The following is a 26,757-nucleotide window of genomic DNA, read 5'->3' as shown; positions in this document are numbered from 1 at the left end:
ATCAAAGAACAAACTAGCCTGACCATACGATTTTGCCCCCGAAGTCGAACCTGCTCCGTCGTGGAACGGACGCCCCCGCGCTTTGCCCACCACCAGGGCGGGCCCCTTGCGCCCGGTTCGTTCGTCCCTGCGGTGTGCGAGCGTAACGCGCACGAGTTGGCAGGTTATCCGACGCCCGGGGATTTCCGGACCGGCGGGAGCCGAACCTACCCCGCATGCTTCTCCGGTGGAACGCGCTACCGAACGATTTCCCGATTAGCGGCGATCGTTGGACGGACGAACAGCGTGACAATGGCACGACGTGGTCTGCATGTGGTCCGTCGGAGGCGAAGGACTGTCGGACGAGTCGCCATGCCACAAGAGGCAACGCTCGCGCCACTCGCCACGCCTAGTCGCTGACCGTTACTCTCGTAGCGGGCAGATGTGGCTCGACCGCCGGAAACACCACCAGCAACAGGAAGGTGACGGCCAACAGCACGAGGAGCACCGCGAGCGGGATCCGCACCCGTGCCGGCCCCGGCAGGTGCCGGTAGATCCAGCTGTACATTCTCGTTTCCTTCTACTTGTCAGCAAGCGCACGAGGCGGTCCGTCGGACTTGTCTGTGGTCTCGTCGAGCTGGGTGAAGACGATGAGTCGACTCCGCGCCGAGAACCGTGGATGGCAGGTGGTGAGTGTCATCAATGCGCTGGTGGGCGCGACTCCGGCATGTTCTGGAACCGGGTAGGTCACGTCCAGCCGATGGGGATCCACGACCTCCGAGCCGGTGACCCGGTAGGTGAAATACCGGTCCGCCACCTCCACCACGAGCGGATCGCCCGCTCTCAGCTCGTCCAACCGGCTGAACGGCTTTCCGTACGTGGTGCGGTGGCCGGAGACGACGAAGTTCCCCACGTCGCCCGGCATGGCAGTACCCGGGAAATGTCCAGGTCCGCGGCGTAGCGCCGCCGCCGACACACCTTCCACGATGACGGGTGCGTAGTCGGCTCCGAAGCGGGGGATCCGCAGTACCGCGACTCCCTCACCCAGTTCGACGGGCGGCACGACCGGTCGCGGTTTCGTCTCTTCGCCGGGCGCGGGAGGATGCGGTTGTCGAGACCACGCCGTGGTCAGGTCGCTTCGGAGCCGGTCCTGCGTCCTGGCCGCGAATATGTCGGTGATCCACAGCTGGTAGGCGAGGAAGAGCACCACCACCAGACCCACTGTGATCATGACTTCGCCAAGGCCCCGGGAGACCCGACCGCCAACCGGCCGATCCGCCAGCCCCGCCACCGGGTTACGCCGGCGTCTCCGGCCGTCCGCTCGATCGGGCTGGACCCGCCGTGACCAGGGGGTGTGGCGGACCAGCCCGGGCCGCCGAGCGCCCCGGCTCCGGCCAGGCCCTCCGGGCGCCGCCCGTGCCCCCCGATGCGCCGGCTCCCCCAGGTGCGGATCCGCGGTCGGCGACGGCGGAGCCGGAGGACGTTCGGCTCCGGGCTGGACAGGCAGATCCGTCAGCGAATCAGCCAGGTGCCGGCGATCCGTCGCCGGCTCCGACACCGGAAGTTCGGTCGCCGCGTCGGCAGGCGGCAACTCCGTAGGCGCGTCGGCAGGCGGCAGGTCCGTGGGCGGGTCCGGCACCGGCAGGAGGGTCCGTGGACCGTCTTCATCTTCTGAAGCCCTCGACGCACCATCCATACCGTCACTCTAAGGCACGCTGCAACCACTTCCAGTTATGGTTCGGCGAGGCTCGAAGCCGAACGGCAACTCGAGACGATGGGCGGCCATCAGCTCCGCGTCGCAGAGCAGGGCCTGCGTCGAGCCGTCCGCGGCGATCACTCCACCGTCCAGGATGACCGAACGTGGGCAGAGCTGCAGCGCATAGGGAAGATCGTGCGTCACCATGACCAGGGTGAGGTCCAGGCCGGTGAGGACCTCGGCGAGTTCCCGCCGCCCCGCCGGATCGAGATTCGCGGACGGTTCGTCGAGGACGAGGACGTCGGGCCGCATGGCGAGCACCGTGGCCACCGCCGCCCGGCGCCGTTCGCCCAGGCTGAGATGGTGGGGTGCCCGGTCCGCGTGGTCGCGCAGACCGACCGCCGACAACGCCTCGCCGACCCGCCCGGCGAGTTCCGCCCCGCGCAGGCCGAGGTTCGCCGGGCCGAAGGCGACGTCCTGGCCGACCGTGGGCATGAAGAGCTGGTCGTCGGGATCCTGGAACACCAGGCCGACACGCCGGCGGATCTCCCGCATGTTTCCGCCGGCCACCGGCGCGCCGTCGATGCGCACCGTCCCGGACCCGGCGGTCAGGATTCCGTTGAGATGCAGCATCAGCGTCGTCTTGCCCGCGCCGTTCGGCCCCAGTACGGCGATCCGCTCGCCGCGAGCGATCATGAGGTCGACGCCGAAGAGTACCTGGCGGCCGTCCGGATACGCGAAGGCCAGCCCCTCGATCTCGACGACCGGTCCGCCCGGTGTCGCGGGGATCTCGGAAACGATCACGAATACACGCCCAAATCGACGCTCCAGCCTGCCACCGCGATCGCGGCACCCACGGCGATCACGCCGAACGCGACCGCCCACTCGACCCACCGCGGAGCCGACCCGGGGAGAGTACCGGGCAGCACGCCGGTGTAGCCGCGCGCCAGCATCGCCAGGTGGACCCGCTCCCCCCGCTCGTACGAGCGGATGAACAGGGTACCGAGGGACGCGGCCAGCGCCCGGGTCGCGAGCAGCGAGCGAGGCTCGTACCCGCGCGAACGGCGAGCCACGCCCATCCGGTGCATCTGGTCGATCACCACGCCGGCGTACCGGATCATGAAGGAGGCGACGGCAATGATCACCGGGGGCAGCCGCAGCCGCTCCAGGCCGACGAGCAGCTCCCGGACGGGTGTGGTGGCGGCGAGCACGATGACCGTCATCAGACCGAGCGTAGCCCTCGCAAGCAGGCCGAATGCCTGCTCCAGGCCTGGTCGGGAGAGCGCGACGCCCACGACGTCGATCCGCTCTCCCGGCACGACGAAGGGCAGCGCGACCGCGAACGCCACGAACGGCAGCTCGACGGCGAGCCTGCGCAGGACGAGCAGCGGTGGGAGGCGGGCGACCGCGCACAGCCCGACCACGACGAACAGGTGCGCCGCGAACGCCCAGCCGGCCGCGATCGGCGTGATCACTATGCAGACTACATAGCCGAACGCGGCCACGATCTTGCACTGAGCAGGCAGTCGGTGCGGGATCGTGTGGCCCGGCCGGTACGGGTCGAGGATGTGCGCACCGCCCATGACGCGGTTACCTCTCGGCGGCGGTCAGGCGGCCGGGGCGGTTCCGGCTCCGCCACCGGTCCCCTGCCCGTCCGCGAGCGGCGGCCGTCGCTCGGAGGCACGCGGCCGCAGCCGCACGACGCCGAGGACGAGGACGCCACCGACGACGAAGGCGATCGACACTCCGATGATCCCGGCGACACCGCCGGCGAGACGCTCGTTGTCGATCCCGGACACGGCGTAGTCCGCGAGCGGCCAGTCGGCGAACGAGTGGTGCTCCGCCTGGTCCAGGAATCCCTTCTCCTCGGCGACCTTCTCCAGCCCGTCCGGGCTGGAGCTGGCGTAGCCGGACACGAACCCGGCGAGCACGAAGGCAACGAACAGGCCCACAACCAGGAAGATCCTGCTCCGACTGCGGGTGGCAGCCGGGGGCGGCGCCGCCTGCACCTGACCGGCTTCGTCCAACGAGTTCACGCTCGCTCCCCTCGTCCCCAGCCGCCCGCGGCGGGCGCCGCCGCGGCTTCGGTCATGGCCGTTTCGGTCGTCGCGGCCGCCGGGGTGCTCCTCGGCGCCGCGAGCACCGGCCGCCGGATCTCCAGCCGCCGCGTTCCGCGCAGATCTCGCGCCCCGTACACCAGGTCGGGCCGAGTACTCATGACCAGACTCACGGTCGCCGCGGTGATCACGGCTTCGCCGATCCCGATCAGCAGGTGAACTCCGAGCACTGCGCCAGCCACGCCGCTCAGCGGCAGGTCGACCGTCCCGCCGATGGCGAACTCGATCACGAACGCTCCCGCGGCGAGGGGCACGGTGAGGAACGCGGCCACCGCGGACGCGGCCACCACCGACGGCGCGTGCGGCGGAAGGAGTCGTCGCACCAGCCAGAAGAGGACGTAGCCGCCGAGCGCGCCCACCACCGCCATGTTCGTGATGTTGAATCCGAGCGCCGTCAGGCCTCCGTCGGCGAACAGCGACTGGACGCCGAGCACCACGGCCAGGGCGATCGCGCCCAGCCACGGCCCGACCAGAACGGCCGCCAGCGCACCACCGAGCAGATGGCCGCTGGTCCCCATGGCGACGGGGAAGTTGAGCATCTGAGCCGCGAAGACGAAGGCGGAGCACAGTCCCGCGAGCGGCACCACCTGGTCCGAGCTCTCCTCGCCTGCGCGCTTCACGGCGTAACCGACGCCCGCGATCGCGACCACGCCGAACGCCACCGACGTCGGCGCGTCCATGAATCCGTCCGGGATATGCATGATCCCCCCTCCGTCAAGGCGTCCGGGCAGGCGGCGATGCCCGACCGGCCCACAGCTGCTAAGGATACGCAGCTGCGAATCACTTGCAGGAGAAACAGCTGTTCCCGGAAAATTCGACGCCCCAAAGGTGAATTCTTAAACACTTTAAGTAACGTAGCTCCATAGATTATCACTACATGCATCCATGCTATCACCATAAGTAATATCTGGTCGATCGATGCCATACGGCACACCAATCGAGCCCGACAGACCTCAATCCCAACCCCATCGCGCGCCACCGAAATACAGGTGCGATTCCACACAGACCATCACTCACCCATGACACTCGACGCCACACGACCATGACTTAGCACTTTCAGTTATTCTCTTGCTACCCTGTGCGTCCGGCCGCGAGTGGTCGGGACTCGACAACCAGGAGTTCGCGGACGCGCCCAGGCCTCCGCGACCCGCCAGCCCACCGCACGCCTGCGCCAGGTCCGCACGAGGTGAGTCCATGAAGACTGTCGCGGTGATCATCCACTGGGGCCCGCCCGACCCGACCATCGAGCTCGCGACCCGACTGGACGGCTCCGTCCACGTCGACCAGGTCACCGTCGTGGCCAATGACCGGTCCGAGCAACCAGGTGGGCTCGCTCCGGGGGTGAGCTGGCTCGTTCCCTCGCGCGACCTCGGCTTTGGCGGTGGGTTCCGCCACGCGGCCGAGGCATTTCCCTCGGCCTCCGCCTATCTGTTGGTCGACAACGACGTGTGGATCGACGACACAGCGATCGCGGCCTGTCTGGACCTGCTGGCCGGCACCAACATCGGCGTCGTCGCGCCGACCCTCGTCGGCAACACCGGGGTGCGGTCCGCGGCGGCACGGCGGACCCGATTCCTCGTCGCGCCGACGGTACTGGGCCACGCCCCCGTCGACCGACCGAGCGAGGCCCACTGGGTAGCCGGCGCCGTGATGTTCATCAAGGCCGCATGTCACCGGCGGGTCCCGATGGACGGCCGCTACTTCCTCGGCTTCGAGGATGTCGACTTCTGCCACCGCGCCCGCAACGCCGGCTGGAGCGTGGTGATCAGCCCCGCGTTGGCGTGGCATGGCGGCCGCGACACCGTCCCTCCGGCCCGGTACGGCTACTACGAGATCCGCAACCGCCTGTGGTTCACCCGAGTCCGCCACTGGCCCGTGCGCACAACCCTCGTGGCGCTGTGGACCGCCGTGATAACACTGCCACGCACCGTCGTCCTCGATCTGTTCCGGCGCAGAGGCACGGCCGTCTCCACCCTCGTCCTGCACGGGCTGGTCGACGGACTCGGTTCGCTCCCGCCGAGCGGCGACCCGCGTCCGGACGAACCGCGGGTCACCCGCTGGACGGCAGAGGGCTGGATGACAGAGGGAATGAGCGGCGCCTCACGAGTATCCGGTCTCCCCCGCAGTCGGACCGGCGAACAGGGACCCCGCCCACGCGCAGGCAAGGCCCGCCGGTTGGACTGACGCCGGGTGGGCCGGACCTCGTCTCGACCGTCTAGGAGGATGCGGCGGCGGTCTCGTCGTTCGCGGGCGTGGGTGACGGGATCGCGCCCGCTGACCTCGTCCGCGCATCCGTCACAAGGAACACCGACTGCCAGGCGAAGAGGTTCGGTCGAGTCTCCAGCGCCCAGCGGTCCGCCCGTGCGGCCAGTGAGTCCGGTAGCCACTGCCGGCTGCGCCACAGGGGCAGGCCGCCGCTGGCTCCGACCGCGAGGACAGTGAGCCCGTTGTCCTCCAGCAGTCGCCGAGCGGTCACGACAGTGAAGAAGCGGACGTGGGTGGAGTCCATGACGCCGGTCTCGGTGTAGTCGAACCGGCCTACGAGGTGCTGGGCACGCTGGCGGAAGTGCGCGACGTTCGGCAGAGCGACGGCGATCCGCCCGCCGGGTGCAAGGACGCGCCGCGCTTCGGCGAGCAGCGGTGCCGGATCGACGAGGTGTTCCAGGATGTGCGAGAGCAGGACGAGGTCGAACGACCCGTCCGCGGCGAACGGCAGGCCATTGGCCAGGTCGGCAAGCTTGATGGTCTCGCATTCCGCCGCGGCGGCAGCCAGCTCCGCCGGATCGAGGGTCACCCCGGTCACCCGCCAGCCCCGCTCGCGCAGCCGCCGCGCGTTGTCGCCCGCGCCGCAGCCACAGTCGAGGGCACGGCCAGGTGGAATGTCGACAAGATCGAGCAGGGCCGGGTTTCCGGCATTGCGGTATCTGAGATCCGTGGTCATCGGCGACTCCTTGTGGCTCCCACTCGAACACAAACTGTCCGGCTACACGAAGAGATTGTTCAAACACAAAGGGTAATGGACGTCACGCCACACCGAGGCCCGCCGGCGCGAACCGCGACACGACGCGGACAGGTCGGCCGGGTTGACGACGACTCCAGCCCGGAACCTCTCCGACTGACACGCCCACGCATCACCACAACTACGGAGAGACTAACTAGTATCACTTTCCGTGCCCATGACTCTCAGATCTCCCGCCACGACCGAACCGAGCGCGACCGATCCACGAGTGCTCCTGTTGAGCCCGGCACAGCCGCATCCGGAAGCGGCGCGTCACCTCACCGCTGTCACAGCGGGTCTGCACTCGGGCGGCGCCGAAGTCTCGCGGATCGAACCGAACGAATGGGGCGAGTGGGCCGGCCGCATGGGCACGGAGTTCACCGCCCGGTGCCGGTCGCTGTGGAGCACCGTCGCCCGGACGCGGCGGCTGGGAACGGTCGAGAGCATCGTGGTGGGGCGGGTCGATCTCGTCCCGGCGGGGATCGTCGCCGCCCGCATCACCGGCGCCCGCCGCGTCCCCGTGCTCTTCCACGGCACCGACATGTGGACGATGCGTCCGCACCTGCGGTTCCTCCTGCGCCGTGACCCGCTGCTGTATCCGGTGACGACCAGCTCGTTCGGCGCGGGCGCGCTGTCGACCGTGCGGATGGGCGCGATCCTCCCGCCCGGACTGGACCATCACTGGCGGGAGACGCTGCTCGCCGAGGCCGCCCGCCGCCGGCCGCTGCCGCCGATACCCACCGTTCTCAGCGTCTTCCCGCTCGACGAGTGGGACGTCAAGGGCCTGCCGGCCCTCCTCGAGGCCGTGAAGACCGCGAGCCGCACGCTGGGACCGGTGCGGCTGGTGATTGCCGGCCCCGGCCCGGCGCCAGGAGCCCTCCACGCCCACGTCGCCGCACGGGAACACACCGAGTTGCACGAGGATCCCGGCGACGAGGCCCTGGCCAGGCTGTACGCCACGGCGGACCTGTTCGCCCTCTGCACGCGGACGCGCACGACCGCGCCCGCCAGCGGCGAGGCCCACGGGACGGCGCTCATCGAGGCGCAGCTCGCGGGCTGTGCGGTGATCGGCCCGGCGCAGGGCGGATCCCGCGACGCCTATCAACGAGGCATGACCGGATGGACTCCAGCCGACGAATCCGCGCCGGCTCTGGCACACATCCTGCAGGACCTGCTCGCCGACCGGGCGCGCCTGGCCCGTGCCGGCCGGCAGGCCTCCGAGTGGGCGCGGGCCATCACCGACCCCGGCGACCACACCCGGGCCGTGTTCGCCGCGCTGCTGGGACGCGAGCCGGACGTCTCCCCTGTCGGCGGAGCACCCGCGCAGAGCATCACCTGACCACGCCGGAGGCGGGCCTCAGGCGGTCGCTCGGCGTTCCTCGAGGTCCACCAGGACCGCCGCCACGCCATCCGGCCCGGTCCGCGCGTCCGAACCAACCCCGACGCGCATGCCTACCTGGCTGTCCGGGCGGGCCTGAGCGAACTCGAGTGCGGTCCGGAGTGCGACCGGATCGTGCGGGCGGGTGGCGACCAGCAGATGCCGGGCCGCAAGCCCGTCGTCGAGGTCGGTCAGCGTGCCCAGGGCGTGGAGCTCGACGTCGCTGAACCCGGCCCGTTCGACCAGCCCCACGAGGTGGTCCCGGGTGCGCGGGTGGATCCGGAGGGCGTATCGACCCCACAGGCCAGGTGCCGGACCGGCGGACGGCGGCACGCCCTCGCCGGAGGTGTCGGAGTCCGCCACGGCCACGCGAAGGAGAAGGCGGCCGCCCGGTCGGAGTGTGGGCCGTACCGAGGACAGCATCGCCGACAGCTCACCGTCGCCGAGGTGCTCGGCGACCGCGAGGGACACGGCGATGTCCACCCGACGCCGGGATCCGAAGAACTCCCGGGGAGTCCGATAATCGATGTTGACTGCCGAGTTGAGGACCCGCGCGCAGGCCAGGACGCCCCGCGAGACGTCGACCGCCGTGACGGACCAGACCCGCCCGGCCACCGCCCTCGCCAGGTACCCGGGGCCGCAGCCGATGTCGAGCAGGTCCTGCTCGGGTGCCAGGAACGGTGCGAGCACATCCCGGACGAACAGCTCTCGTGACACACGGTTGCGATGGGCTTCGCCGCCCCGGTCGCGGCCCCGGAAGTAATGCGGGGCCAGCCCGAGCAGCCACAGCGCGAGACCTGGTTGCCGGGCGGGCGGGGTCAGCGCCAGCAGAGCGCGGACCCACCTCGCGCCGAGAAACGTCCGTCCCCCTGTCACTGCCACCGCCAGGGAGCGGACACGCGAGATGCGCGCGGGTGCTGAAGCCCTACCGTCAGAGAGTCCGGGAGCCGCAGATCCTTCCGGACTGCCTGACCGCTGCGTCACAAGGTCCGACCCTGACAGGCCGAACACGTTAAGTCAACGAATGACTACTACGAGTTCGACTACTCCAGGTAGTCGCGCAGCTTCTGGGATCGGGACGGGTGGCGCAGCTTCGACAGCGTCTTCGACTCGATCTGCCGGATACGCTCCCGGGTGACCCCGAACTCGCGGCCGACCTCCTCCAGCGTGCGCGGATGGCCGTCGGTGAGGCCGAAGCGCAGCTGGATCACCTTCTTCTCGCGGTCGGACAGCGTGTGCAGCACGGAGTCGAGCTGCTCCTGCAGGAGGATGAAGCTGGCGGCGTCCACCGGGACGACCGCGTCGCAGTCCTCGATGAAGTCGCCGAGGTGGGAGTCCTCCTCCTCACCGATCGGCGTCTCCAGGGAGACCGGCTCCTGCGACACCTTGAGGATCTCCCGCACCTTGTCGGGCGTGAGGTCCATCTCCTTGGCGATCTCCTCCGGGCTCGGCTCCCGGCCGAGGTCCTGCAGGAGCTGGCGCTGGATGCGGATCAGCTTGTTGATCGTCTCGACCATGTGCACCGGGATGCGGATCGTCCGGGCCTGGTCCGCGATGGCGCGGGTGATGGCCTGCCGGATCCACCAGGTGGCGTAGGTGGAGAACTTGTAGCCCTTGGTGTAGTCGAACTTCTCGACCGCGCGGATGAGGCCGAGGTTGCCCTCCTGAATGAGGTCCAGGAAGAGCATCCCGCGCCCCACGTAGCGCTTGGCGATCGAGACGACGAGCCGCAGGTTCGCCTCGACGAGCTTCCGCTTGGCGATCTGACCGTCCCGCTCGATGGCCTCGAGATCCCGCCGCATCTGCGGGGAGGTCTTCTTCGTCGCCACCGCGAGCTTCTCGGAGGCGAACAGGCCCGCCTCGATCCGCTTGGCGAGGTCGACCTCCTCCTCCGCGGTGAGCAGCGGTACCTTGCCGATCTCCTTGAGGTACATCCGCACCGGGTCGGAGGTCGGCGCCTTGAGCGCGAGCTCCTCCTCCTCGCGGCGGCGACGGGCCAGCAGATCCGCCTCGTCGGCGTTCTCCCCCCCGGCCTCGAGGACCTCGATGCCCTCGTCGTTGAGCACCTGCAGGACGGTCTCGGCCTGCTCGGGGGGCAGCTCGGCCGCCTGGATCGCGACCGTGACGTCCTCGGTGGTGAGGAAACCGATCTCCTTGCCACGGGTGATGAGGTCCTTGACCTCGTCCACCTGGGCCTCACGGGGTAGGACGGTAGGACTCATGGGCGGAATCTCGTCACTTCCTTCTCGGGATCGACCCAGGTTACGCGGCACCTACGCCCCGCTCCCGGAGTTGGCGACTGCGCTCTTCCAAGGCAATCAGCTCACCGAACGCACGGTTGTAGGCCTCCGTGTCGGATGCCGGGTTCAGCCGCTGCACCCGCGACTTGACCTCCCGGACCAGACGCGTCACGTGCAGCTCCTGCAGACGCGACATCTGTTTGTCGACGTAGCGGTCGTCCACATCGTGGTCCCATAGCACTCCCTCGACAGCGAGCGCGAGGACGAACCGCCGGAGCTCCTCGTCCGGCGTCGCGTCCACCACCGCCGCAACCCAGCCGGACGGGTCACCGGCCGCGTACAGCCCCGCGCACACCCCGCCCGCCGTGGCGATCGCCTCCCGGACGGCGCGGTACGCGGGAACAGTGAACAGCTCCGTGGACAGCGTGTCGAACATCGGTCCGGCCAGCCCCGGATGTTGCAGGGCGAGCTTGAGGGTCTCCCGTTCGACGATGGCGGTCGCATCGTCCGGCGCCGGGTCCAGCCGCCGGCGCGCGCCGACGCCCTCGGCCGCCCCGGCCTGCGGCCGGTGCTGCCCCACCCGCTCGACCACGAACCGCTCGTCGAGGAAGCCGAGCCAGCGGTCGAGGTTCACCGCGTACCGGTGCCGCATGCCGGCGTCCTTGAGCCGGTTCACCAGCGGGGCTGCCGCGTCCAGCGCGGCGATGCGGCCCTCGGTGGTGTTGAGGTCGTAGCGGTCGATCACGCCGCGGATGGCGAACTCGAACAGCGGCTGGCGACTGGCCACCAGGTCGCGCACGGCCGCGTCACCGTGCTGCGTCCACAGGTCGCAGGGGTCGAGGCCGTCCGGCTGCACCGCGACGAAGGTCTGGGTGACGAAGCGGTCCTCGTACTCGAAGGCCCGCAGGGCGGCGGCCTGGCCCGCCTTGTCTCCGTCGAAGGTGAAGATGACCTCGCCGGTGCGGGCGTCGGAGTCCATCAGCAGCCGGCGGACGATCGCGACGTGGTCGGCACCGAAGGAGGTTCCGCAGCTCGCGACCGCCGTCGGCACCCCGGCCAGGTGGCACGCCATGACGTCGGTGTAGCCCTCGACGACGACAACCTGGTAGCGGCGCGCGATCTCGCGGCGGGCCAGGTCGGCGCCGTAGAGGAGCTTCGCCTTCTTGAACAGCGGCGTCTCGGCGGTGTTGAGGTACTTGGGACCGGCATCGGGGCCCTCGGCGAGGCGCCGGCCGCCGAAACCGACGACCTCGCCGCCGAGGTCGCGGATCGGCCACAGCAGGCGGTGGTGGAACCGGTCGATGAGGCCGCCGCGGCCGCCCCGCTTCGCCAGCCCGCCCAGCTCCAGCTCCTCGGCGGTGAACCGGCGGGCGAGCAGGTGCCTGGTCAGCGCGTCCCAGGACGACGGCGCGTAGCCGAGACCGAACTGTTCCGCCGCCGCCCGGTCGAAGCCGCGCGAGGCCAGGAACTCCCAGCCGGCCCGGGCGTCCGGGGAGGAGTGGAGCTGTTCGACGTAGAACTCGGCGGCCAGCCGGTGGGCGTCCAGCAGCCGCTGACGCTGGCTCGTCACCGCGCGGCTGGTGGTGCCCCCGCCCTCGTAGGTCAGCGTGATGCCGGCCCGCCGGGCGAGCCGCTCGACGGCCTCCGGGAAGGTCAACCCGTCGATCTTGCGGATGAAGGCGTAGACGTCCCCGCCCTCGTTGCAGCCAAAGCAGTGGAAGAACCCGACCGAGGGCCGCACGTTGAACGACGGTGACTTCTCGTCGTGGAACGGGCACAGGCCGACCAGGCTGCCACCGCCGACCGGACGGAGCTGCACGTGGTCACCGATGACGTCCGCGATGGGTGAGCGCTCCCGTACGAGAGCGATGTCAGCGTCGCGGATGCGTCCGGCCACCGATACCCTCCCTGCTCACGTCCGGCGGACCCACCAGCGGCGGGCTCCGAGGTCACTGGTCCGAGTCACTGGATAGACGGCGCGCCCCGGTCGGGGGTTGCGCGTCGCGGGTTACTTGTGTCCGGTCACCTGATACGACGCTGCCGGTGGTACGGCCGACCGCCGGGGCTACTATGCCGCCGGCCGGACGGTGCCACCGATGACGCCGGTGTCAACGGTCCTTTAGCGTGATGGTACTTGTCATCCGGCCGACAGTGCCGATCTTGCCGGCAGGAACTCCGTGGGCGACCGATCGGCGACCCCACGGACCGCCACGGCGACGTCACCGCACGCGCACGCTCGACCACACCGAGCGGCGCGCTCCGGCCGAACCATGATGCGCCACGAACCACAACGGACGCGCCCGACGGACCACCCGGATCACTCCAGCATCGCGCCACGGTCACATCCCATCCCAAACGCTGTCGGCAGCGATCACAGCGTACGTCGTTTTTCGCTGGTCACAGCGCCCTCGGCAGCGGGCGGCCCGTCAGTGCCGCGTGCCGGCGCCCGGCGCTGGCGTCGGTGAGCCGGGCGACCTGGTCGATGACCACCCGCAGCCGGGCCGCGTCGTCGGCCGCGTGCCGGTAGGAGTCGGCCAGCGGCGCGTCCAGCGACGCCGGGGCGCTGGCCGCGAGCAGGTCGACCAGCTCGGCGATCAGCTCGCGCTGCCGGGCCCGCCGCTCGGCGGCGCCGGGCCGGCCCATCACGTACCACGCGGTGACGCCCTTGAGCGCCGCGCACTCGGCGAGCGTCTCCACCGGCACGACCAGGTCGGCCCGGTAGCGGCGCAGCGGCTCATCTCCGTGCCGCTCGCGGGTGGCCCGCACCGCGGCCATCGAGAACCGGGCGACGAGTTCGCTGGTCATCGCGCGCAGCGCGGCCAGGCCGGCGACGGACCCGACCTCCTCCCGGATCCACCACGGCTGGGCGCGCAGCCGGTCGAGCCCGGCCGCCGCGGCGGGCGCGTCGACGTCCGGGTACCAGGCCGCCGTCCGGGCGGCCAGCTCGGCACGCAGCTCGGGGTCACGCAGCGCGGCGAGGTCGATGTGCCCGGCGACGACGCCGTCCTCCAGGTCGTGCACGGAGTAGGCCACGTCGTCCGCCCAGTCCATGAGCTGGGCCTCGAAGCTGCGCCGCGCGCCGGGGGCGTCGCGGCGCACCCAGGAGAGGATGCCGGCGTCGTCGGCGTAGGCCCCGAACTTCGGCGTGCCGGCGCGGCGCAGCCACGGGTACTTCACGGCGGCGTCCAGGGTCGCCCGGGTCAGGTTCAGCCCCACGCCGCCGCCGGCCGCGCCACCGCCGGTCTCCCCGGCGGGCGCGACGATCTTCACCTCGAGCCGGGTCAGCTCGCGCAGGCTCTGGGCGTTGCCCTCGAACCCGCCGCAGGTGTGCGCCGCCTGGTCGAGCGCCGCCTCTCCGTTGTGACCGAACGGGGGATGCCCGATGTCGTGGGCGAGGCAGGCGGCGTCCACCAGGTCGGGATCGGCGCCCAGCGAGCGGGCCAGACCGCGCCCGATCTGCGCCGTCTCGAGCGAGTGGGTCAGCCGGGTGCGCGGGAAGTCGTCGTCGAGCGGGCCCACGACCTGGGTTTTTCCGGCAAGTCGCCGCAAGGCGCTCGAATGGAGCACCCGGGCACGATCCCGCTCGAACGGGGTGCGTTCGCCCGGTGTAGCCTTGTCCTGCTCTGTGACCCGTCGCGCCAGGTCGGCAGGGTCATACCACTCACTGACCACATAGCCGAGCGTATCGGCGCGATTCACGTACCTACGTCGATCGCAACGGCGATACTTTGGGCGCACCCCGTTCCCCCAACTCGGCCCGGAGGCCCGCCGTGGACAAGATCGTCAAGTACGGTGCGATCGCATTCCTTATCTTCTTCGTCGTCACCGCACCGGACAGCGCCGCGAGCATCATCGACCGGGTGTTCGGCTGGCTCGAGGACATCGGGAACGGAGTGTCGGAGTTCGTGACAGACACGGCCCTGTGATGCGGTCCCGGCGGGGCCTCATGTCTGCGACACTTCGTCCGTGGTGAGACTCCAGCTTCCCGACCCTGCGCTGCGGGACACCAAGTACCTGGCCTCCCAGGAACGCCTGGTGATGATGGTCCGGCTGCACTGGGCCATCATGCTGCCGGTCCTTCTGCAGACGCTGGGTGCCGTCATGCTCGCGCTCGTCGTGAACATCCTCTTCGCGGCACAGGGCATCGACACCGGGCCGATCACCACTGTGCTGTGGTACTTCGCCCTGTTCATGATCCTCCGGATGCTCTGGAAGATCGCGGACTGGCACTTCGACCACCTGATGATCACCGACAAGCGGTTGCTGAAGGTGTCCGGCATCGTCTTCCGGAAGGTTCAGACGATGCCACTGTCGAAGATCACGGATCTCACCTACAACCGGGACCCGCTCGGGCGGCTCCTCGGCTACGGCGAGTTCGTGGTCGAGTCCGCGGGGCAGGACCAGGCCCTCTCGAAGATCAATTTTTTGCCACGGCCGGACCGCCTCTACCTCACCCTGGTCGACATGACCTTCGGTGGCGGTCCGTCCCCGGCCGGCGACGACTGATCCCCCTCGACTCACCCCGAGGGGACGTCCCACCCTCACCACGCGGCTGCCCATACCCGCCGGCGTCTCCCGTCACACTGCCGCCTCGCCACATCGCGCCGTTCACCCTGCCTGCCGAACGAAGGACCCGGTTCTGGCGTTCCAGGGAAAGGTGAGCTTAAGCTAAGCGCCTTCCACCTGGGTGGATGACGTGGGCATGTATGGGGACTGGCCCTGACACGGGCCCATCTCCAGTCCGCCGTCATCCACCCGGTGTCGTCGTCTGCGTTGTGCGAGGGTCGGGGCCTGCCAGAGATGCGTGCCAGCGTTGGCGTCCCGTTCGCGCGCGGACTACGCGTCTTCGGTGACCGGCTCGCCACCGTCGGCGCCGACGGATCAACGCTCACCTACCGCCAGCTCGCGGACCGGGTGGACCAGGCCGTCACGAGGTTGGGCCCGACGCGGCGGCTGGTGATGATCCTGGGAGCCGCCGAGCTGTCTGACGACCCCGAGCCGCTCGTGGTCTACCTCGCCGCGCTCGCCGCCGGGCATCCCGTGCTGCTCGTCGGCCCCGACGACGAGCAGGCTCGGGAACTCACCGCGGTGTACCGCCCGGACGTCGTCCTGGCGCGCGCACCGGAGGGCTGGCGGATGCGCGAGCACCACACCGGGCCGACCCGGGACCTGCACCCCGACCTTGCCCTGCTGCTGTCGACCTCGGGCTCGACCGGATCCGCGAAACTCGTCCGGCTCTCGGCCGACGGCGTCCAGGCGAACGCCGAGGCGATCGCGTCGTACCTGGATATCCGGGACAGCGACCGCGCACCGGTCCAGCTGCCGATCCACTACTGCTACGGCCTTTCGGTCGTGAACAGCAACCTCGCGCGCGGCGCCGGGCTGCTGCTCCCCGAGGGCTCGGTCACCGCCGAGCGGTTCTGGACGATGTTCCGCGAGTGGGGCGCGACCAGCCTGCACGGGGTGCCGTACACGTTCGACCTGCTGCGGCGGATCGGCTTCGAGGACATGGATCTGCCGCTCCTGCGGTATGTCACCCAGGCCGGCGGTGCCCTGGCGCCACAGCGGATCCGTGAACTCGCACGGCTCGGCCGGTGCCGCGGCTGGCGGTTCTTCGCGATGTACGGCCAGACCGAGGCGACCGCGAGGATGGCGTACCTGCCGCCGGACCTCGCCATGACCCGCCCGGAGTCGATCGGACGACCGATCCCCGGCGGATCGTTCGAGATCGTCCCCGACCCCGACCAGCCCTCGCAGGGCGAGCTGGTCTACCGGGGACCGAACGTGATGATGGGATACGCCGAGAACGCGGCGGACCTCGCGGCGGGCCGCACGGTGGAGGCTCTGACGACCGGTGACATCGCGCGCCGCGCACCGGACGGGCTGTACGAGATCGTCGGACGGGCCTCGCGCTTCGTCAAGCTGTTCGGTCTGCGCATAGACCTCGACCGCACCGAGCGCATCCTCGCCGAGCGCGGCCTGAGCGCGGCGTGCGTCGGAACGGACGAACAGCTGACCGTGTTGGTGACGGCACCCGGGACCGATCAGGCGGCCGCCGTCCTGGCCACCCGGCTGCGCCTGCCACCGGCCCATGTCCGGGTACTGGCCGTCGAGGCGATCCCCCGCCGACCCAACGGCAAGATCGACTATCCGGCCGTCCGCGCATGGGCCGACGCGCACCCCTCCGGGGCCGAGACGTCCGGCGCGCACCCGTCCGGCCCGCCTGCAGCCCTGTCTCCCGCGGCGACGTCGGTCGTTCGCGCGCGGTTCGCCCGGATCCTGGGCCACGCCGACGTACCGGATGACGCCACCTTCGTCGGGCTCGGCGGCGACTCCCTGACCTATGTGCGGATGTCGTTGGAGATCGAGCGCGTGCTCGGTCATCTCCCGACCGCCTGGCCCACGATGCCCGTGGCCGAACTCGAACGCCTCGCCGCCCAGCGCGACGGGTACACGCGACGACCCGGACGGCGGCGCGCACGCGGCCGGGACGGCGGCGGCACCCTCCCGGCCCGCACGACCGGAACCGGAACCGGTCTCATCCGGACCGTCGAGGTCAACGTCGTGCTGCGGGCGGTGGCCGTGGTGCTCATCGTCGCCAACCATGTCGGGCTGTTCCATCTGCTCGGCGGGGCGCATCTCCTCCTCGTCGTCGCCGGGTGGAGTTTCGCGCGGTTCTGCCTGACGCCCGGCGGCCCCGGCGGCACCGGGCGGCGGGCGGCGACGAGCCGCCGGATCCTGCGCGCCGCCGGGCGCATCGCGGTCCCGTCCATGCTCTGGCTGGCCTGGCGGGCGGCCAGGGCCTCGGACGTGGGCCTGTCCAACGTGGCACTGATCGACAACTACCTGCGCCGCGGGGTGCCCGGGTACTGGTTCGTCGAGGTCCTCGTCCAGGTGCTGGTCCTGCTGGCCGCGCTGTTCGCGATCCCCTCGGTCCGGCGCTGGGAACAACGGAACGGATTCGTCTTCGCCCTCGTGCTGCTGGGGCTCGCGCTGCTGGTCAACATCCCGACGGACGGCGTCGGGACCTTCCCCAGCGCGTTCTACGTCACGCATGGCGCGGCGTGGTTCTTCATGCTCGGCTGGCTCGCCTGCCGGGCGACGGGCACCGCCGGGCGTCTCACGGTGCTGGGGATCGCGGCCGCGACGGTACCGGGCTATTTCGGCAATCCGACACGGGAGACGGTGGTGCTGGTGGGCCTGGCCGCGCTCATGTTCGTCCCACGGGTGCCGCTTCCCGGGGCTGTCGTCGCGCTCGCCGGGGGGATCGCGGGCGCGTCCCTGTACACCTATCTCACGCACTACGCGGTGTACGAGATCGCGCTTCCCTCGCTGGGGCCGCTGCCGGTGCTCCTGCTCTGCCTGGCGATCGGGACAGGCACGGCGGCCGCTGCCGAACGGGCGCGACTGAGCCGACCGCGCGCGGAGCACCTCGCGGCCGCGCTCTGGCGGGGCGCGGTCCGGGTGGGCGAGCGGACGGCGCGGGGCCGGCGGTGGGCTGTGGCCCCGCCGTTGCGGGCCGCCTCGGTCGGGTCGCTGGCGGGGCCCATCCTGCTCGGGCAGCCACTGACCCACGCGTTCGGCCGCCTGAACCGACCCGGCTGAGACCGCCCGGACCGTGCCGACCCACTCGTAAGGTGGGCCTATGAGCCCCGACGAGGCGATGCCGTCCGGCGAGCGGCGCGGCCCCGACGGTGCCTCGGCCGAGAACACCGAGAACACCGAGAACACCGAGAACGGCGGGCCCGCCGGCGCGGACGCCGAGCGGGTCGACTCGACGGGTCGGTCCGCGACGGGTCGCCGGGCACGGGGTTCCCTCGAAACGGAGATCGTCGACATCCTGGCCCAGTCCGGCGGCGCACTGTCGCCCGCCCAGGTACGCGCGCGGCTTCCCGGGTCGATCCCGCTCTCCTACAGCACCGTTGTCACGATCCTGACCAGGTTGCACGCCAAAGGCCTGGTCACGCGACACCGCGACGGCCGTGCGTACCGCTACGCCGCGGGCGACCCGGCCGCCGCCGCCGCCCGGCGGATGACACGGCTGCTGGACGACCAGGCCGATCACCGGGTGGCCCTGGCTCACTTCCTCGCCGCCCTCTCCCCCGGCGACGAGGCGTTGCTGCGATCCCTGATCACCGAGTCCGATGAGTGATCATCTCCTCGGGTCGGTGCTCGTCGCCCCCCTGCTGACAATGCTGGTCATCCGCGCGCTGGTGGATCTGCTGTGGCCGCGGACGGCGGTCGTCGCCTGCACCGTCGCGGCGGTGCTGGTCGCCGCGGCCAGCATGATCAGTCTCGCGGCGCTCGCGGCTCCGGCCGCGGTCGAGCTCTGGGCCCTGGTGGTCGGCACCGGGCCGGTGACCGACGCCTGGCGGACCGCCGTCACTCCCCGGTGGCTGTCCTGGGCGTCGCTCGTCGCGTTCTGCGCGCAGGTCGGCGCGGTCGGGGCGACGGTACGCCGGCAACGGCTCGGGCTTCGGTCGGCACGCGCGCAGGCCGCGGCGCTGCCCGGTGCCGCCGAGGTCGTCGTGGTGCCCGACGACCGGGTGGACGCGTTCGCCCTACCCGGATCACCGGGTCGGATCGTCGTGACCAGCGGCATGATGTCGGCGCTCACCGCCGAGCAACGAGAGATCGTCATCGCGCACGAACGCGCCCACCTGGCAGCCCGCCATCACCGTTTCAGCTTCGCCGCGCGGCTCGCCGCCGCCGCGCATCCGGGCCTGCGCGCGGTCGCGCCGACCCTCGAGTACGCCGTCGAACGCTGGGCGGACGAGGACGCCGCCCGGGTGATCCGGGACCGCCGCGTCGTGGCCCGCGCGATCAGCACAGCCGCGTTGCTGACGACCTCACCCCACGCCGTGTGCGGCACGACCACCCTGCACATCGGCAGTTTCCGCCGCGATCCCGGCCGCCGCCGCCGAGTCGTCGGCGGCCGGTACGGGGCACCGGTCAGCGCCCGACGACGACGGCTGCCGTCCGGGTCCGGCCCGGTCCCGCGCCGCGTGGCCGCGCTGCTGGTGCCGCCGCCCGGGAACCGGCTCAACCGGATTGCGCTGTCCGCGCTCCCGGCGGCGCTCGCCGCCGCGTCCTGCGGTCTGGCGATCGAGGCGCTGGTCGACCTTCCCCTCCCGTTCGCCTTCACGAACAGGGACTGCTGACCCTCACCCACCCCGGGCCGCGGCCGGTTGCCGCCCGTGAACGCGCTGGTCAGCGGGGCCCAGGCGAGCCTTTGCGTGGCATATGTGAACCGCGCCACAGTCATCAGGTTTAAGGTAAGGCTCCGCTAAGTTCTACAAACATCGTAGAAGTTGCGGCGGGCCCGGTCGCGCTGCCAGCACGTCTCACAGAGAGGGACTTCCGCCGTGCCTGATGTCCGCGCGAGCACCCCCGACGACGCGCCGCACGCCCACCGGCACCCGCGGCGGCGCGCACGCCACGCACGCCACGCACGCCACGCACGCCGCAGAGCGCAGTCCGGGTTCGCACTGGCGGCGCTCGTCACCGCCCTCACCGTCCTCACCGCCTGCGGCGACGACGGCGGCTCCGCGGCCGAGGGCTCCCTCACCCTGTACAGCGGCCGGAACGAGGATCTGATCGCGCCGCTGCTCGAGCGGTTCACCGCCGACACCGGCATCGACGTCGAGGCCCGGTACGGCAACACCGCGCAGATGGCGGCCCAGCTCCTGGAGGAGGGCGACCGGTCACCAGCCGACGTCTTCCTCGCCCAGGATGCCGGCGCGCTCGGCGCGGTGGCCAAGGAGGGCCTGTTCACGCGGCTGCCCGCGGCAAGCCTGGACTCGGTGCCGGCGGGCTTCCGATCCGCGGGCGGCGAATGGGTGGGGGTGACCGCGCGATCCCGGGTCCTCGTCTACAACGCGGACGCGGTGGCCGAGACGGAACTGCCGGCGTCGGTGTTCGAACTCACCGAGCCCCGGTGGAGCGGACGGGTCGGGGTGGTGCCGACCAACGCCTCGTTCCAGGCTTTCGTCACCGCGATGACCGTTGTGCACGGCGAGGAGCGCACCCGCGAGTTCCTCGCCGGGCTCGCGGACAACGAGCCGCAGATCCGCGACAGCAACCTCGCGGTTCTCGAGGAGGTCGACGCCGGCACGCTCGACATCGGCCTGATCAACCACTACTACGTGGGCGAGCTGGCGGCCGAGCGCGGCGTCGCGCCGGACAGGCTCGACGCCCGGCTGCACTTCTTCCCCGGCGGTGACATCGGCGCGCTGGTCAACGTCGCCGGGGTCGGGGTCCTCACCACCGCCGCCGACGACCCCGAGGCGCAGGCGTTCGTCGACTACCTGCTCGGCCCGGACGCCCAGACGTACTTCGCCGAGCAGACCTTCGAGTACCCCGTGGTCGACGGGGTGGCCGGCCCGGCCGGGCTGCCCGCGCTGGCCGAGCTGACCACGCCGGACGTCGACCTCAACGACCTCGATGGTCTCGAGGGCACGATCGCCCTCATCCAGGCGTCGGGGTTGACACCCTGAGCGCCGTGTCGCGGGCCCTCCCGCTGTCCCGGTTGTCGCCGCCCCGTCGTCCGCTGCTGTCGCTGGCGGCCCTCGGCGCCGCGGCGGTCACCGCCATACCGCTCTGCTACCTGCTGGTCCGGGCGCTCACGCCGGGCTGGGCGGGGTGGGCCGAGACGGTGCTGACCACACGCGTCGCGGAGCTGACCGCACGCAGCCTGGCACTGGCCGCGGTGGTCACCGCCGCCTGCGTGGTACTCGGGGTCGGCTCGGGCTTCGCCGTCACGCGCACGGACCTCCCCGCCAGGCGGGCGTTCGCCGTCCTGGCGGCGCTCCCGCTCGCGGTGCCGACCTACATCGCCGCCTTCACCTGGGTGTCGACGTTCCGGGGGATGGAGGGTTTCTGGCCGGCGGCGCTCGTGCTGACACTCTGCTGTTACCCGTATGTGTTCCTGCCGGTGACCGCGGCGCTGGTCGGGGCGGACCCGGCGCAGGAGGAGGTGTCGGCGTCGCTCGGACGCGGACCGCTGCGCACCGGTGTCGCGGTGACACTCGGGCAGATCCGCCCGGCGATCGGCGCCGGCGCGCTGCTGGTGGCACTGTATGTGCTCTCCGACTTCGGGGCCGTGTCCATCCTGCGGACCGACACGTTCACCCGCGCGGTGTTCGTGACGTTCGACCTCGGCTTCGACCGGACCGGCGCCGTGCTGCTCTCCACGGCCCTCGTCCTGCTGACCGTGGTCGTCCTGTCGGCGGAGAGCGTGACGCGCACGAGGCACGCCCGCTACACCCGGCTCGGGTCGGGGGCCCGGCGGCCGCACCCGCGGCTGCGCCTGGGACGGGCCCGGCTCCCGGTCGCCGCCGCGATGGCCGGGCTCTGCGCGCTCTCGCTGGGTCTGCCGGCGGTGAATCTCGCCCGGCGCCTGGCGGCCGGCGTGTCGGAGCCGGGCACGCTCGGTGAGGTCGCCCGCGCGACGGGGGCGACGCTGTGGCTGGCCGGCACGGGCGCCGCGCTGACCACCGTTCTCGCGCTGCCGGTCGGTCTCCTCGCGGTCCGCTCACCCGGGCGGCTGGCGGCCCTGCTCGAACGGCTGACCTACCTCTCGCACGCGCTGCCCGGCGTCGTGATCGGCCTCTCCCTGGTCTTCTTCGGGATCAACGTCGCCTACCCGCTGTACCAGAGCACGTGGCTGCTCGCCCTCGGCTATGCGGCCCTGTTCATGCCGCTCGCCGTCGCGGGGATCGCCGCCGCGGCCGCGCAGGCCCCGGCGGTCCTCGAGGAGGTCGCCTCCTCACTGGGCAGACGCCCGCTCGGCGTCCTACGGACGGTGACGCTGCCCCTGATGATCCCCGGGGTGGCGTCGGGCGCCGCCCTGGTGTTCATCGCCTGCGTCAAGGAGCTGCCGGCGACGCTGCTCCTGCGGCCGACCGGCATGGACACCCTGGCCACCGAGCTGTGGACGCAGACAAGCGTCGCCGCCTACGCCGCGGCGACCCCGTACGCGGCGTTGCTGCTGGTGGTCTCCGCCGGTCCGGCATGGCTGCTCGCCCGCCGCACCGGAGTGCTGGCCGAGTCCGGCGCACAGGTGTCCCGGTGAGCCGCGCGGGGACGGGCGGGGACCCGCCCGCGCTGCTGGTGCGGGGCGCGGTGCGCAGCTTCGGATCGGTCCGCGCACTCGACGGCCTCGATCTCGTCGTGCCGGCGGGCTCGCTGCTCGCGGTACTCGGCCCGTCCGGCTGCGGGAAGACGACGCTGCTGAGGGCCGTCGCCGGCTTCGAACGCCTCGACGCGGGCGAGATCAGCGTGCGGGGCCGGACCGTCGCCGGACCCGGCGTCCACGAGCCGCCACACCACCGGCGCGCCGCCGTCGTGCCCCAGGAGGGAGCCCTGTTCCCGCACCTCGACGTGGCGCGGAACGTGGGATACGGCCTGGACCACGCCACCCGCCGGTCCGGACGGGTCGCCGAGGTGCTGGCGCTGGTGGGGCTCGAGGGCTACGGCCACCGCATGCCGCACCAGCTCTCCGGCGGGCAGCAGCAGCGGGTCGCGATCGCCCGCGCCCTCGCCCCCCGGCCGGCGCTGATCCTGCTGGACGAACCGTTCACGGCGTTGGACGCGGGTCTGCGGGCGACGCTGCGCCGCGAGGTCCGGGAGGCGCTGCTCGCCGACGGCACCACCGCCATCCTGGTGACCCACGATCAGGACGAGGCGCTCAGCATGGCCGACCTGGTGGCGGTGCAGCGGGCGGGGCGGATCGTCCAGGTCGACGCGCCGCACCGGGTCTACTCGATGCCGGCCGACCCGTGGGTGGCGGGCTTCGTGGGCGAGGCCGCGCTGGTCCGGGGCTGGCTCGGCGACGGCGAGGTCCGCACACCCCTGGGCACGGTGCCCGTCACCGGGACGGACGTCGACCTCACCGACCCCGCTCCTGGGCCGGTGCCGGTGCCGGTGACAGTGCTCGTCCGGCCCGAGCAGATCGAACTCGTGCCCGCGGACGCTCACTGCCGGATGACACCGCCCGGCACGGGCGGCGGACAGGAGTCGGGCCGCCTCGCCCGCGTCGTCGCGCGGGACTACCACGGCCACGAGGTGCTGGTCACCCTCGCCGTGCGGGACGAGGACGCCGCCCTCGCGGCCAACGCGGCCAACATCCCCGGCCCGGGGGCAGGCAGCGGCACCGTCAGCGGCACCACCGTCAGCGGCACGGAGCTGCGTGCCCAGGCCCGGGTGGCCGGCGACCGGCCCGCCCTCGAGATCGGAGACCAGGTGATCGCCCGGCTCCGGAACGCCGCGAAGGTCTGGTACGACCCCTCGCGGTGACGATCCGCGGCCGCCCGGCCAGGGGGACGGGCGGCCGCGGATCCCGCGCCGGACGAGCCGGCGCGGGAGGTGGTCTCAGCGCAGCAGGCCGCGCGCCGCCTCGACGATGTGCGGCGTGGAGATGCCGGCGAAGTCCAACAGCTCGTCCGGGGTACCGGAACCGGGAAGCTCACCGACGGCAAGATGCGCCAGCCGCAGCGAGACGCTGCCGTCGCGCAGGACGCCCGCGAGGCCCTCGAGCACCGCGCCGCCGAGGCCGCCCTCGGCGTAGTGGTCCTCCGCGACGACGAGGCGGCCACCGGTCGCCCGCGCCGCCTCCGCCAGGGTCGCGGTGTCCACCGGCTTGACCGAGTACAGGTCGATCACCCGTGCCGAGACTCCCTCGGCCGCGAGCACGTCGGCCGCGGCCAGGCAGTGGTGCAGGGTGACCCCGGCGCCGATCAGCGTCACGGTGTCGGCGTCGGAGCTGCGCAGCACCTTGGAACCGCCCGGCGCGAACGTCTCGTCCGGGCCGTAGAGCACCGGGTAGGCACCGCGGGTCGTCCGCATGTAGCTGACACCGGAGATCCCGACCATCGCCTCGATCAGCTTGGCCGCGGAGGTCGCGTCGCTCGGGTAGAGCACCGTCGAGCCGCCCACGGCCCGCATCATCGCGAGATCCTCGAGCGCCATCTGGGACGGGCCGTCCGCACCGATCTCCACCCCGGCGTGCGATCCGGCCAGGCGGATGTCGACCTGCGAGATGGCCGCCATCCGGATGAAGTCGTAGGCGCGGGAGAAGAACGCGGCGAACGTGGAGGCGAACGGGACGTACCCGCGCACCGACAGGCCGACCGCGGCCGCGACGAGCTGCTGCTCGGCGATGAAGATCTCGAAGAACCGCTCGGGGTGCGCCTTGGCGAAGTCCTCGGCGTAGGTCGAGTTGCTCACCTCGGCGTCGAGGGCGACGACGTCGGTGTGCGCGCCGACCGCGGCCAGCGCCTGGCCGTAGGCCCGCCTGGTCGCGACCTTGGCGCCCAGCTCGTAGGTGGGGAGCTTGATCGCCGGCTTCTGGGCCGGGGCCGGGCGCGCCATGTCCGCCGGGGGAACCGGGCCGCGCACGCGCAGGTTCCGCTCGCCGCCCAGCTCCGCGATCGCCCGGGCGGCCATGTCCTCGGGCAGCGGCTTGCCGTGCCAGCCGTCGGCGTCGGCGACCTCGGAGAAGCCCTCGCCCTTGCGGGTGCGGGCCAGGATCACCGTGGGCCGGGAGGCGTCCTCGGCGTCGGCGAGCGCGGCGTCGATCGCGCCCAGGTCGTGGCCGTCGATCACGACCGCGCGGGCGCCGAACGCCTCGACCCGGCGGGCGTAGGCGTCCATGTCCCAGCCGAACTCGGTGGGACCGCGCTGGCCGAGACGGTTGACGTCCACGATCGCGATCAGGTTGGACAGACCGTAGTAGGCGGCCTTGTCCAGCGCCTCCCACATCGAGCCCTCGGCCATCTCGCTGTCGCCGCAGACGACCCAGACCCGGTACGGAACCTTGTCCAGGAACTTGCCGGCCAGCGCGACCCCGACGGCGTCGGGCAGGCCCTGGCCGAGCGATCCGGTCGCCACGTCCACCCAGGGCAGGACCGGGGTCGGGTGGCCCTGCAGCCGGTGCCCGAACCGGCGGTAGCCGGTCATGAGCTCGTCGTCGGTGACGACGCCGACCGCCTTGAACATCGAGTAGATCAGGGGCGACGCGTGCCCCTTGGAGAAGATCAGGTGGTCGTTCGCCGGGTCGTCCGGGGTGTCCCAGTCGTAGCGCAGGTGGCGCGTCAGCAGCACCGCCATGACGTCCGCGGCGGACATGGAGGAGGTCGGGTGACCGGATCCGGCCGAGGTGCTGCTGCGCACCGAGTCGACCCGCAGCTGCTGTGCGAGTTCCCGAACCGTCTCCAGGTCGGCGACACCGACCACTTCGGACACGGGAGTTGCCACACCAGCCTCCTTAGTCAGGATTGTGCTGCGCAGATCGGTTGCACGGATGTGTCAAGGGCCGGCCGGCCCGAGCGTTCCGTCGCCTGCCGAAGTACCCTGTCACTCCGCGATCCGAACCGTACCAGCACCTACGGCCCGCCACGCCTGGCGCAATCGCGCCTTCGTCACACCTTCCCGCTCGTCACCCGGCCCGCACGGCCCCGCCGCCACCTGGCGATCGGCCGGGACGCAGGGACTACTGGGCGTGGTCCGCGACGTCCACCCGTCCTGGGCCGACACCACACCGTGGTGATCATCACGCGGCGGGCGCGTCCCGCCGCCCCCCGGTGGGGCACCCGCCCGGGGATCCCCGGGCGGGTCAGACGGCGGGTGTGTGGGCCGCGGACGGCGAGGCCCGATGGAACAGCTGATAGAAGCGGTACCCGATCCCCTCGCGCAGGATGTACCGCATCTGGGTGCCGAACCCGCGGTTGGCCGGGCCCGCCGTCGCCGGCGACGTCACCGCGTCGACGCCGAGGTCGTCGGCGATCGCCCGGGAGCGCAGGCTGTGCCAGCGGTCGGTCACCACCACCGCGGACCGCCACTGCCGGCTGTCCATCAGCCCGGCCACCGCGGTCAGCGACGACAGTGTGTCGACGCCCTGGGGCACCACCAGCACGGCGCTGGACGGGACGCCGTGGTCACGCAGGTAGGACCCGGCGGCCTCGGCCTCGGTGAAGCGGTCCCCCGGCTGGTTGCCGCCCACCGTGATGACCCGTGGCGCGACCCCGGACCGGTAGAGCTCGAGGGCGTGGTCGAGCCGGGCGGCCAGGATGGCGGACGGCCGGCCGTCGTACTGCGAGGCGCCCAGGACGATCAGCGCGTCGGAGGCCCGCCGGTCGTCACCGCGCCCGACCCACCACACCTGCCCGAAGGTCATCACGGACCCGAGCAGCACGATCCCGACGATGATCGCGACGATTCGGGCCGCCCAGCGCCACCAGGGCACCCTGAACCAGGACGCCGAGGGCGGACGGGGCACAAGCCGCCGGAGGGACAGATCCACGCGATGTCACGTTAGCCGTCCGGGACCAGCCCAAACCTCCCGGGCGCAC

Annotated in this window: 23 protein-coding genes; 10 read left to right on the top strand and 13 right to left on the bottom strand. The window is 71.6% G+C overall.

The features are described from left to right. Window positions 1-388 precede the first annotated feature (388 nt). The 6 genes from AC559T_RS15985 to AC559T_RS15960 all read right to left on the bottom strand — a co-directional run bounded on the left by AC559T_RS15985 (window position 389) and on the right by AC559T_RS15960 (window position 4,493). Complete coding sequence (locus AC559T_RS15985) at window positions 389-547, bottom strand: hypothetical protein (protein WP_200835324.1); 159 nt, start codon at window positions 545-547, stop codon at window positions 389-391. Between the two features lie 12 nt (window positions 548-559). Then, window positions 560-1,210: a class E sortase gene (locus tag AC559T_RS15980; RefSeq protein ID WP_235014115.1), complete on the bottom strand. Its 651-nt coding sequence runs from the start codon at window positions 1,208-1,210 to the stop codon at window positions 560-562. A 474-nt stretch (window positions 1,211-1,684) separates the two neighbouring features. After that, a complete protein-coding gene (locus tag AC559T_RS15975; protein ID WP_498869245.1) occupies window positions 1,685-2,479 on the bottom strand; it encodes an energy-coupling factor ABC transporter ATP-binding protein in 795 nt (264 codons plus the stop codon). After that, window positions 2,476-3,258, bottom strand: a complete 783-nt coding sequence (cbiQ, locus tag AC559T_RS15970; RefSeq protein ID WP_112106851.1) for a cobalt ECF transporter T component CbiQ — start codon at window positions 3,256-3,258, stop codon at window positions 2,476-2,478. Before cbiQ ends, AC559T_RS15975 begins: the two co-directional genes overlap by 4 nt. 24 nt (window positions 3,259-3,282) lie before the next feature. Further along, window positions 3,283-3,711 (bottom strand): PDGLE domain-containing protein, encoded by a 429-nt coding sequence (locus AC559T_RS15965; protein ID WP_112106850.1) that lies wholly within the window; start codon window positions 3,709-3,711, stop codon window positions 3,283-3,285. Continuing rightward, window positions 3,708-4,493: an energy-coupling factor ABC transporter permease gene (locus AC559T_RS15960; RefSeq protein ID WP_498869244.1), complete on the bottom strand. Its 786-nt coding sequence runs from the start codon at window positions 4,491-4,493 to the stop codon at window positions 3,708-3,710. The genes AC559T_RS15965 and AC559T_RS15960 overlap by 4 nt, the downstream gene beginning before the upstream one ends. Window positions 4,494-4,986: 493 nt before the next feature. On the opposite strand from AC559T_RS15960, the gene AC559T_RS15955 reads away from it, so the two are divergent. Next, the gene (locus AC559T_RS15955) at window positions 4,987-5,976 is read left to right on the top strand and encodes a glycosyltransferase family 2 protein (protein ID WP_498869243.1); all 990 of its coding nucleotides are present in this window, start codon (window positions 4,987-4,989) and stop codon (window positions 5,974-5,976) included. 31 nt (window positions 5,977-6,007) lie between these two features. Here AC559T_RS15955 and AC559T_RS15950 read toward each other — a convergent pair whose 3' ends face one another. Further along, window positions 6,008-6,733, bottom strand: coding sequence for a class I SAM-dependent methyltransferase (locus AC559T_RS15950; RefSeq protein ID WP_112106847.1), 726 nt, complete (start codon window positions 6,731-6,733; stop codon window positions 6,008-6,010). Window positions 6,734-6,968: 235 nt separating this feature from the next. Here AC559T_RS15950 and AC559T_RS15945 point away from each other — a divergent pair, with 235 nt between their 5' ends. After that, window positions 6,969-8,129 carry a glycosyltransferase family 4 protein gene (locus tag AC559T_RS15945; protein ID WP_112106846.1) on the top strand — a complete coding sequence of 387 codons (1,161 nt, stop codon included), beginning with the start codon at window positions 6,969-6,971 and terminating at the stop codon, window positions 8,127-8,129. Between the two features lie 18 nt (window positions 8,130-8,147). Here the strand turns inward: AC559T_RS15945 and AC559T_RS15940 are convergent, their stop codons facing one another. The 4 genes from AC559T_RS15940 to AC559T_RS15925 form a co-directional block, all read right to left on the bottom strand. Then, on the bottom strand, window positions 8,148-9,050 hold the full coding sequence (locus AC559T_RS15940) for a class I SAM-dependent methyltransferase (RefSeq protein WP_498869242.1): 903 nt from the start codon (window positions 9,048-9,050) through the stop codon (window positions 8,148-8,150). Window positions 9,051-9,211: 161 nt separating this feature from the next. After that, window positions 9,212-10,390, bottom strand: coding sequence for an RNA polymerase sigma factor (locus AC559T_RS15935; protein WP_006538863.1), 1,179 nt, complete (start codon window positions 10,388-10,390; stop codon window positions 9,212-9,214). 40 nt (window positions 10,391-10,430) lie between these two features. Then, the gene (gene dnaG / locus AC559T_RS15930) at window positions 10,431-12,305 is read right to left on the bottom strand and encodes a DNA primase (RefSeq protein WP_131622419.1); all 1,875 of its coding nucleotides are present in this window, start codon (window positions 12,303-12,305) and stop codon (window positions 10,431-10,433) included. A gap of 500 nt (window positions 12,306-12,805) precedes the next feature. After that, on the bottom strand, window positions 12,806-14,080 hold the full coding sequence (locus AC559T_RS15925; RefSeq protein ID WP_498869241.1) for a deoxyguanosinetriphosphate triphosphohydrolase: 1,275 nt from the start codon (window positions 14,078-14,080) through the stop codon (window positions 12,806-12,808). Between the two features lie 98 nt (window positions 14,081-14,178). Between AC559T_RS15925 and AC559T_RS15920 the strand changes: the two genes are divergently transcribed. From AC559T_RS15920 to AC559T_RS15885, 8 genes are all read left to right on the top strand, one after another. After that, on the top strand, window positions 14,179-14,334 hold the full coding sequence (locus AC559T_RS15920; RefSeq protein ID WP_020459728.1) for a hypothetical protein: 156 nt from the start codon (window positions 14,179-14,181) through the stop codon (window positions 14,332-14,334). A gap of 40 nt (window positions 14,335-14,374) precedes the next feature. Beyond that, on the top strand, window positions 14,375-14,914 hold the full coding sequence (locus AC559T_RS15915; protein ID WP_020459727.1) for a PH domain-containing protein: 540 nt from the start codon (window positions 14,375-14,377) through the stop codon (window positions 14,912-14,914). A 294-nt stretch (window positions 14,915-15,208) separates the two neighbouring features. Beyond that, window positions 15,209-18,013 (top strand): non-ribosomal peptide synthetase, encoded by a 2,805-nt coding sequence (locus AC559T_RS15910; protein ID WP_498869240.1) that lies wholly within the window; start codon window positions 15,209-15,211, stop codon window positions 18,011-18,013. 40 nt (window positions 18,014-18,053) lie between these two features. After that, window positions 18,054-18,560, top strand: coding sequence for a BlaI/MecI/CopY family transcriptional regulator (locus tag AC559T_RS15905; protein WP_498869239.1), 507 nt, complete (start codon window positions 18,054-18,056; stop codon window positions 18,558-18,560). Further along, window positions 18,553-19,569 carry a M56 family metallopeptidase gene (locus tag AC559T_RS15900; protein WP_112106840.1) on the top strand — a complete coding sequence of 339 codons (1,017 nt, stop codon included), beginning with the start codon at window positions 18,553-18,555 and terminating at the stop codon, window positions 19,567-19,569. Before AC559T_RS15905 ends, AC559T_RS15900 begins: the two co-directional genes overlap by 8 nt. A 204-nt stretch (window positions 19,570-19,773) precedes the next feature. Next, window positions 19,774-20,904 (top strand): iron ABC transporter substrate-binding protein, encoded by a 1,131-nt coding sequence (locus tag AC559T_RS15895; protein ID WP_498869238.1) that lies wholly within the window; start codon window positions 19,774-19,776, stop codon window positions 20,902-20,904. A 5-nt stretch (window positions 20,905-20,909) separates the two neighbouring features. Beyond that, window positions 20,910-22,481 (top strand): ABC transporter permease, encoded by a 1,572-nt coding sequence (locus AC559T_RS15890; RefSeq protein WP_235014107.1) that lies wholly within the window; start codon window positions 20,910-20,912, stop codon window positions 22,479-22,481. Continuing rightward, window positions 22,478-23,704: an ABC transporter ATP-binding protein gene (locus AC559T_RS15885; protein WP_498869237.1), complete on the top strand. Its 1,227-nt coding sequence runs from the start codon at window positions 22,478-22,480 to the stop codon at window positions 23,702-23,704. The genes AC559T_RS15890 and AC559T_RS15885 overlap by 4 nt, the downstream gene beginning before the upstream one ends. Before the next feature lie 75 nt (window positions 23,705-23,779). On the opposite strand, the gene AC559T_RS15880 is transcribed toward AC559T_RS15885, so the two are convergent. Next, window positions 23,780-25,663 carry a transketolase gene (locus AC559T_RS15880; RefSeq protein ID WP_071065342.1) on the bottom strand — a complete coding sequence of 628 codons (1,884 nt, stop codon included), beginning with the start codon at window positions 25,661-25,663 and terminating at the stop codon, window positions 23,780-23,782. Window positions 25,664-26,021: 358 nt separating this feature from the next. After that, the gene (locus tag AC559T_RS15875; RefSeq protein WP_071065341.1) at window positions 26,022-26,708 is read right to left on the bottom strand and encodes a YdcF family protein; all 687 of its coding nucleotides are present in this window, start codon (window positions 26,706-26,708) and stop codon (window positions 26,022-26,024) included. Window positions 26,709-26,757: the final 49 nt, after the last annotated feature.

The organism is Frankia sp. Hr75.2, from assembly GCF_949319125.1.
GTDB lineage: Bacteria > Actinomycetota > Actinomycetes > Frankiales > Frankiaceae > Parafrankia > Parafrankia soli.
Note: the sequence above shows the minus strand (reverse complement) of the source record. Positions and strands in the feature narration are given on the sequence as shown.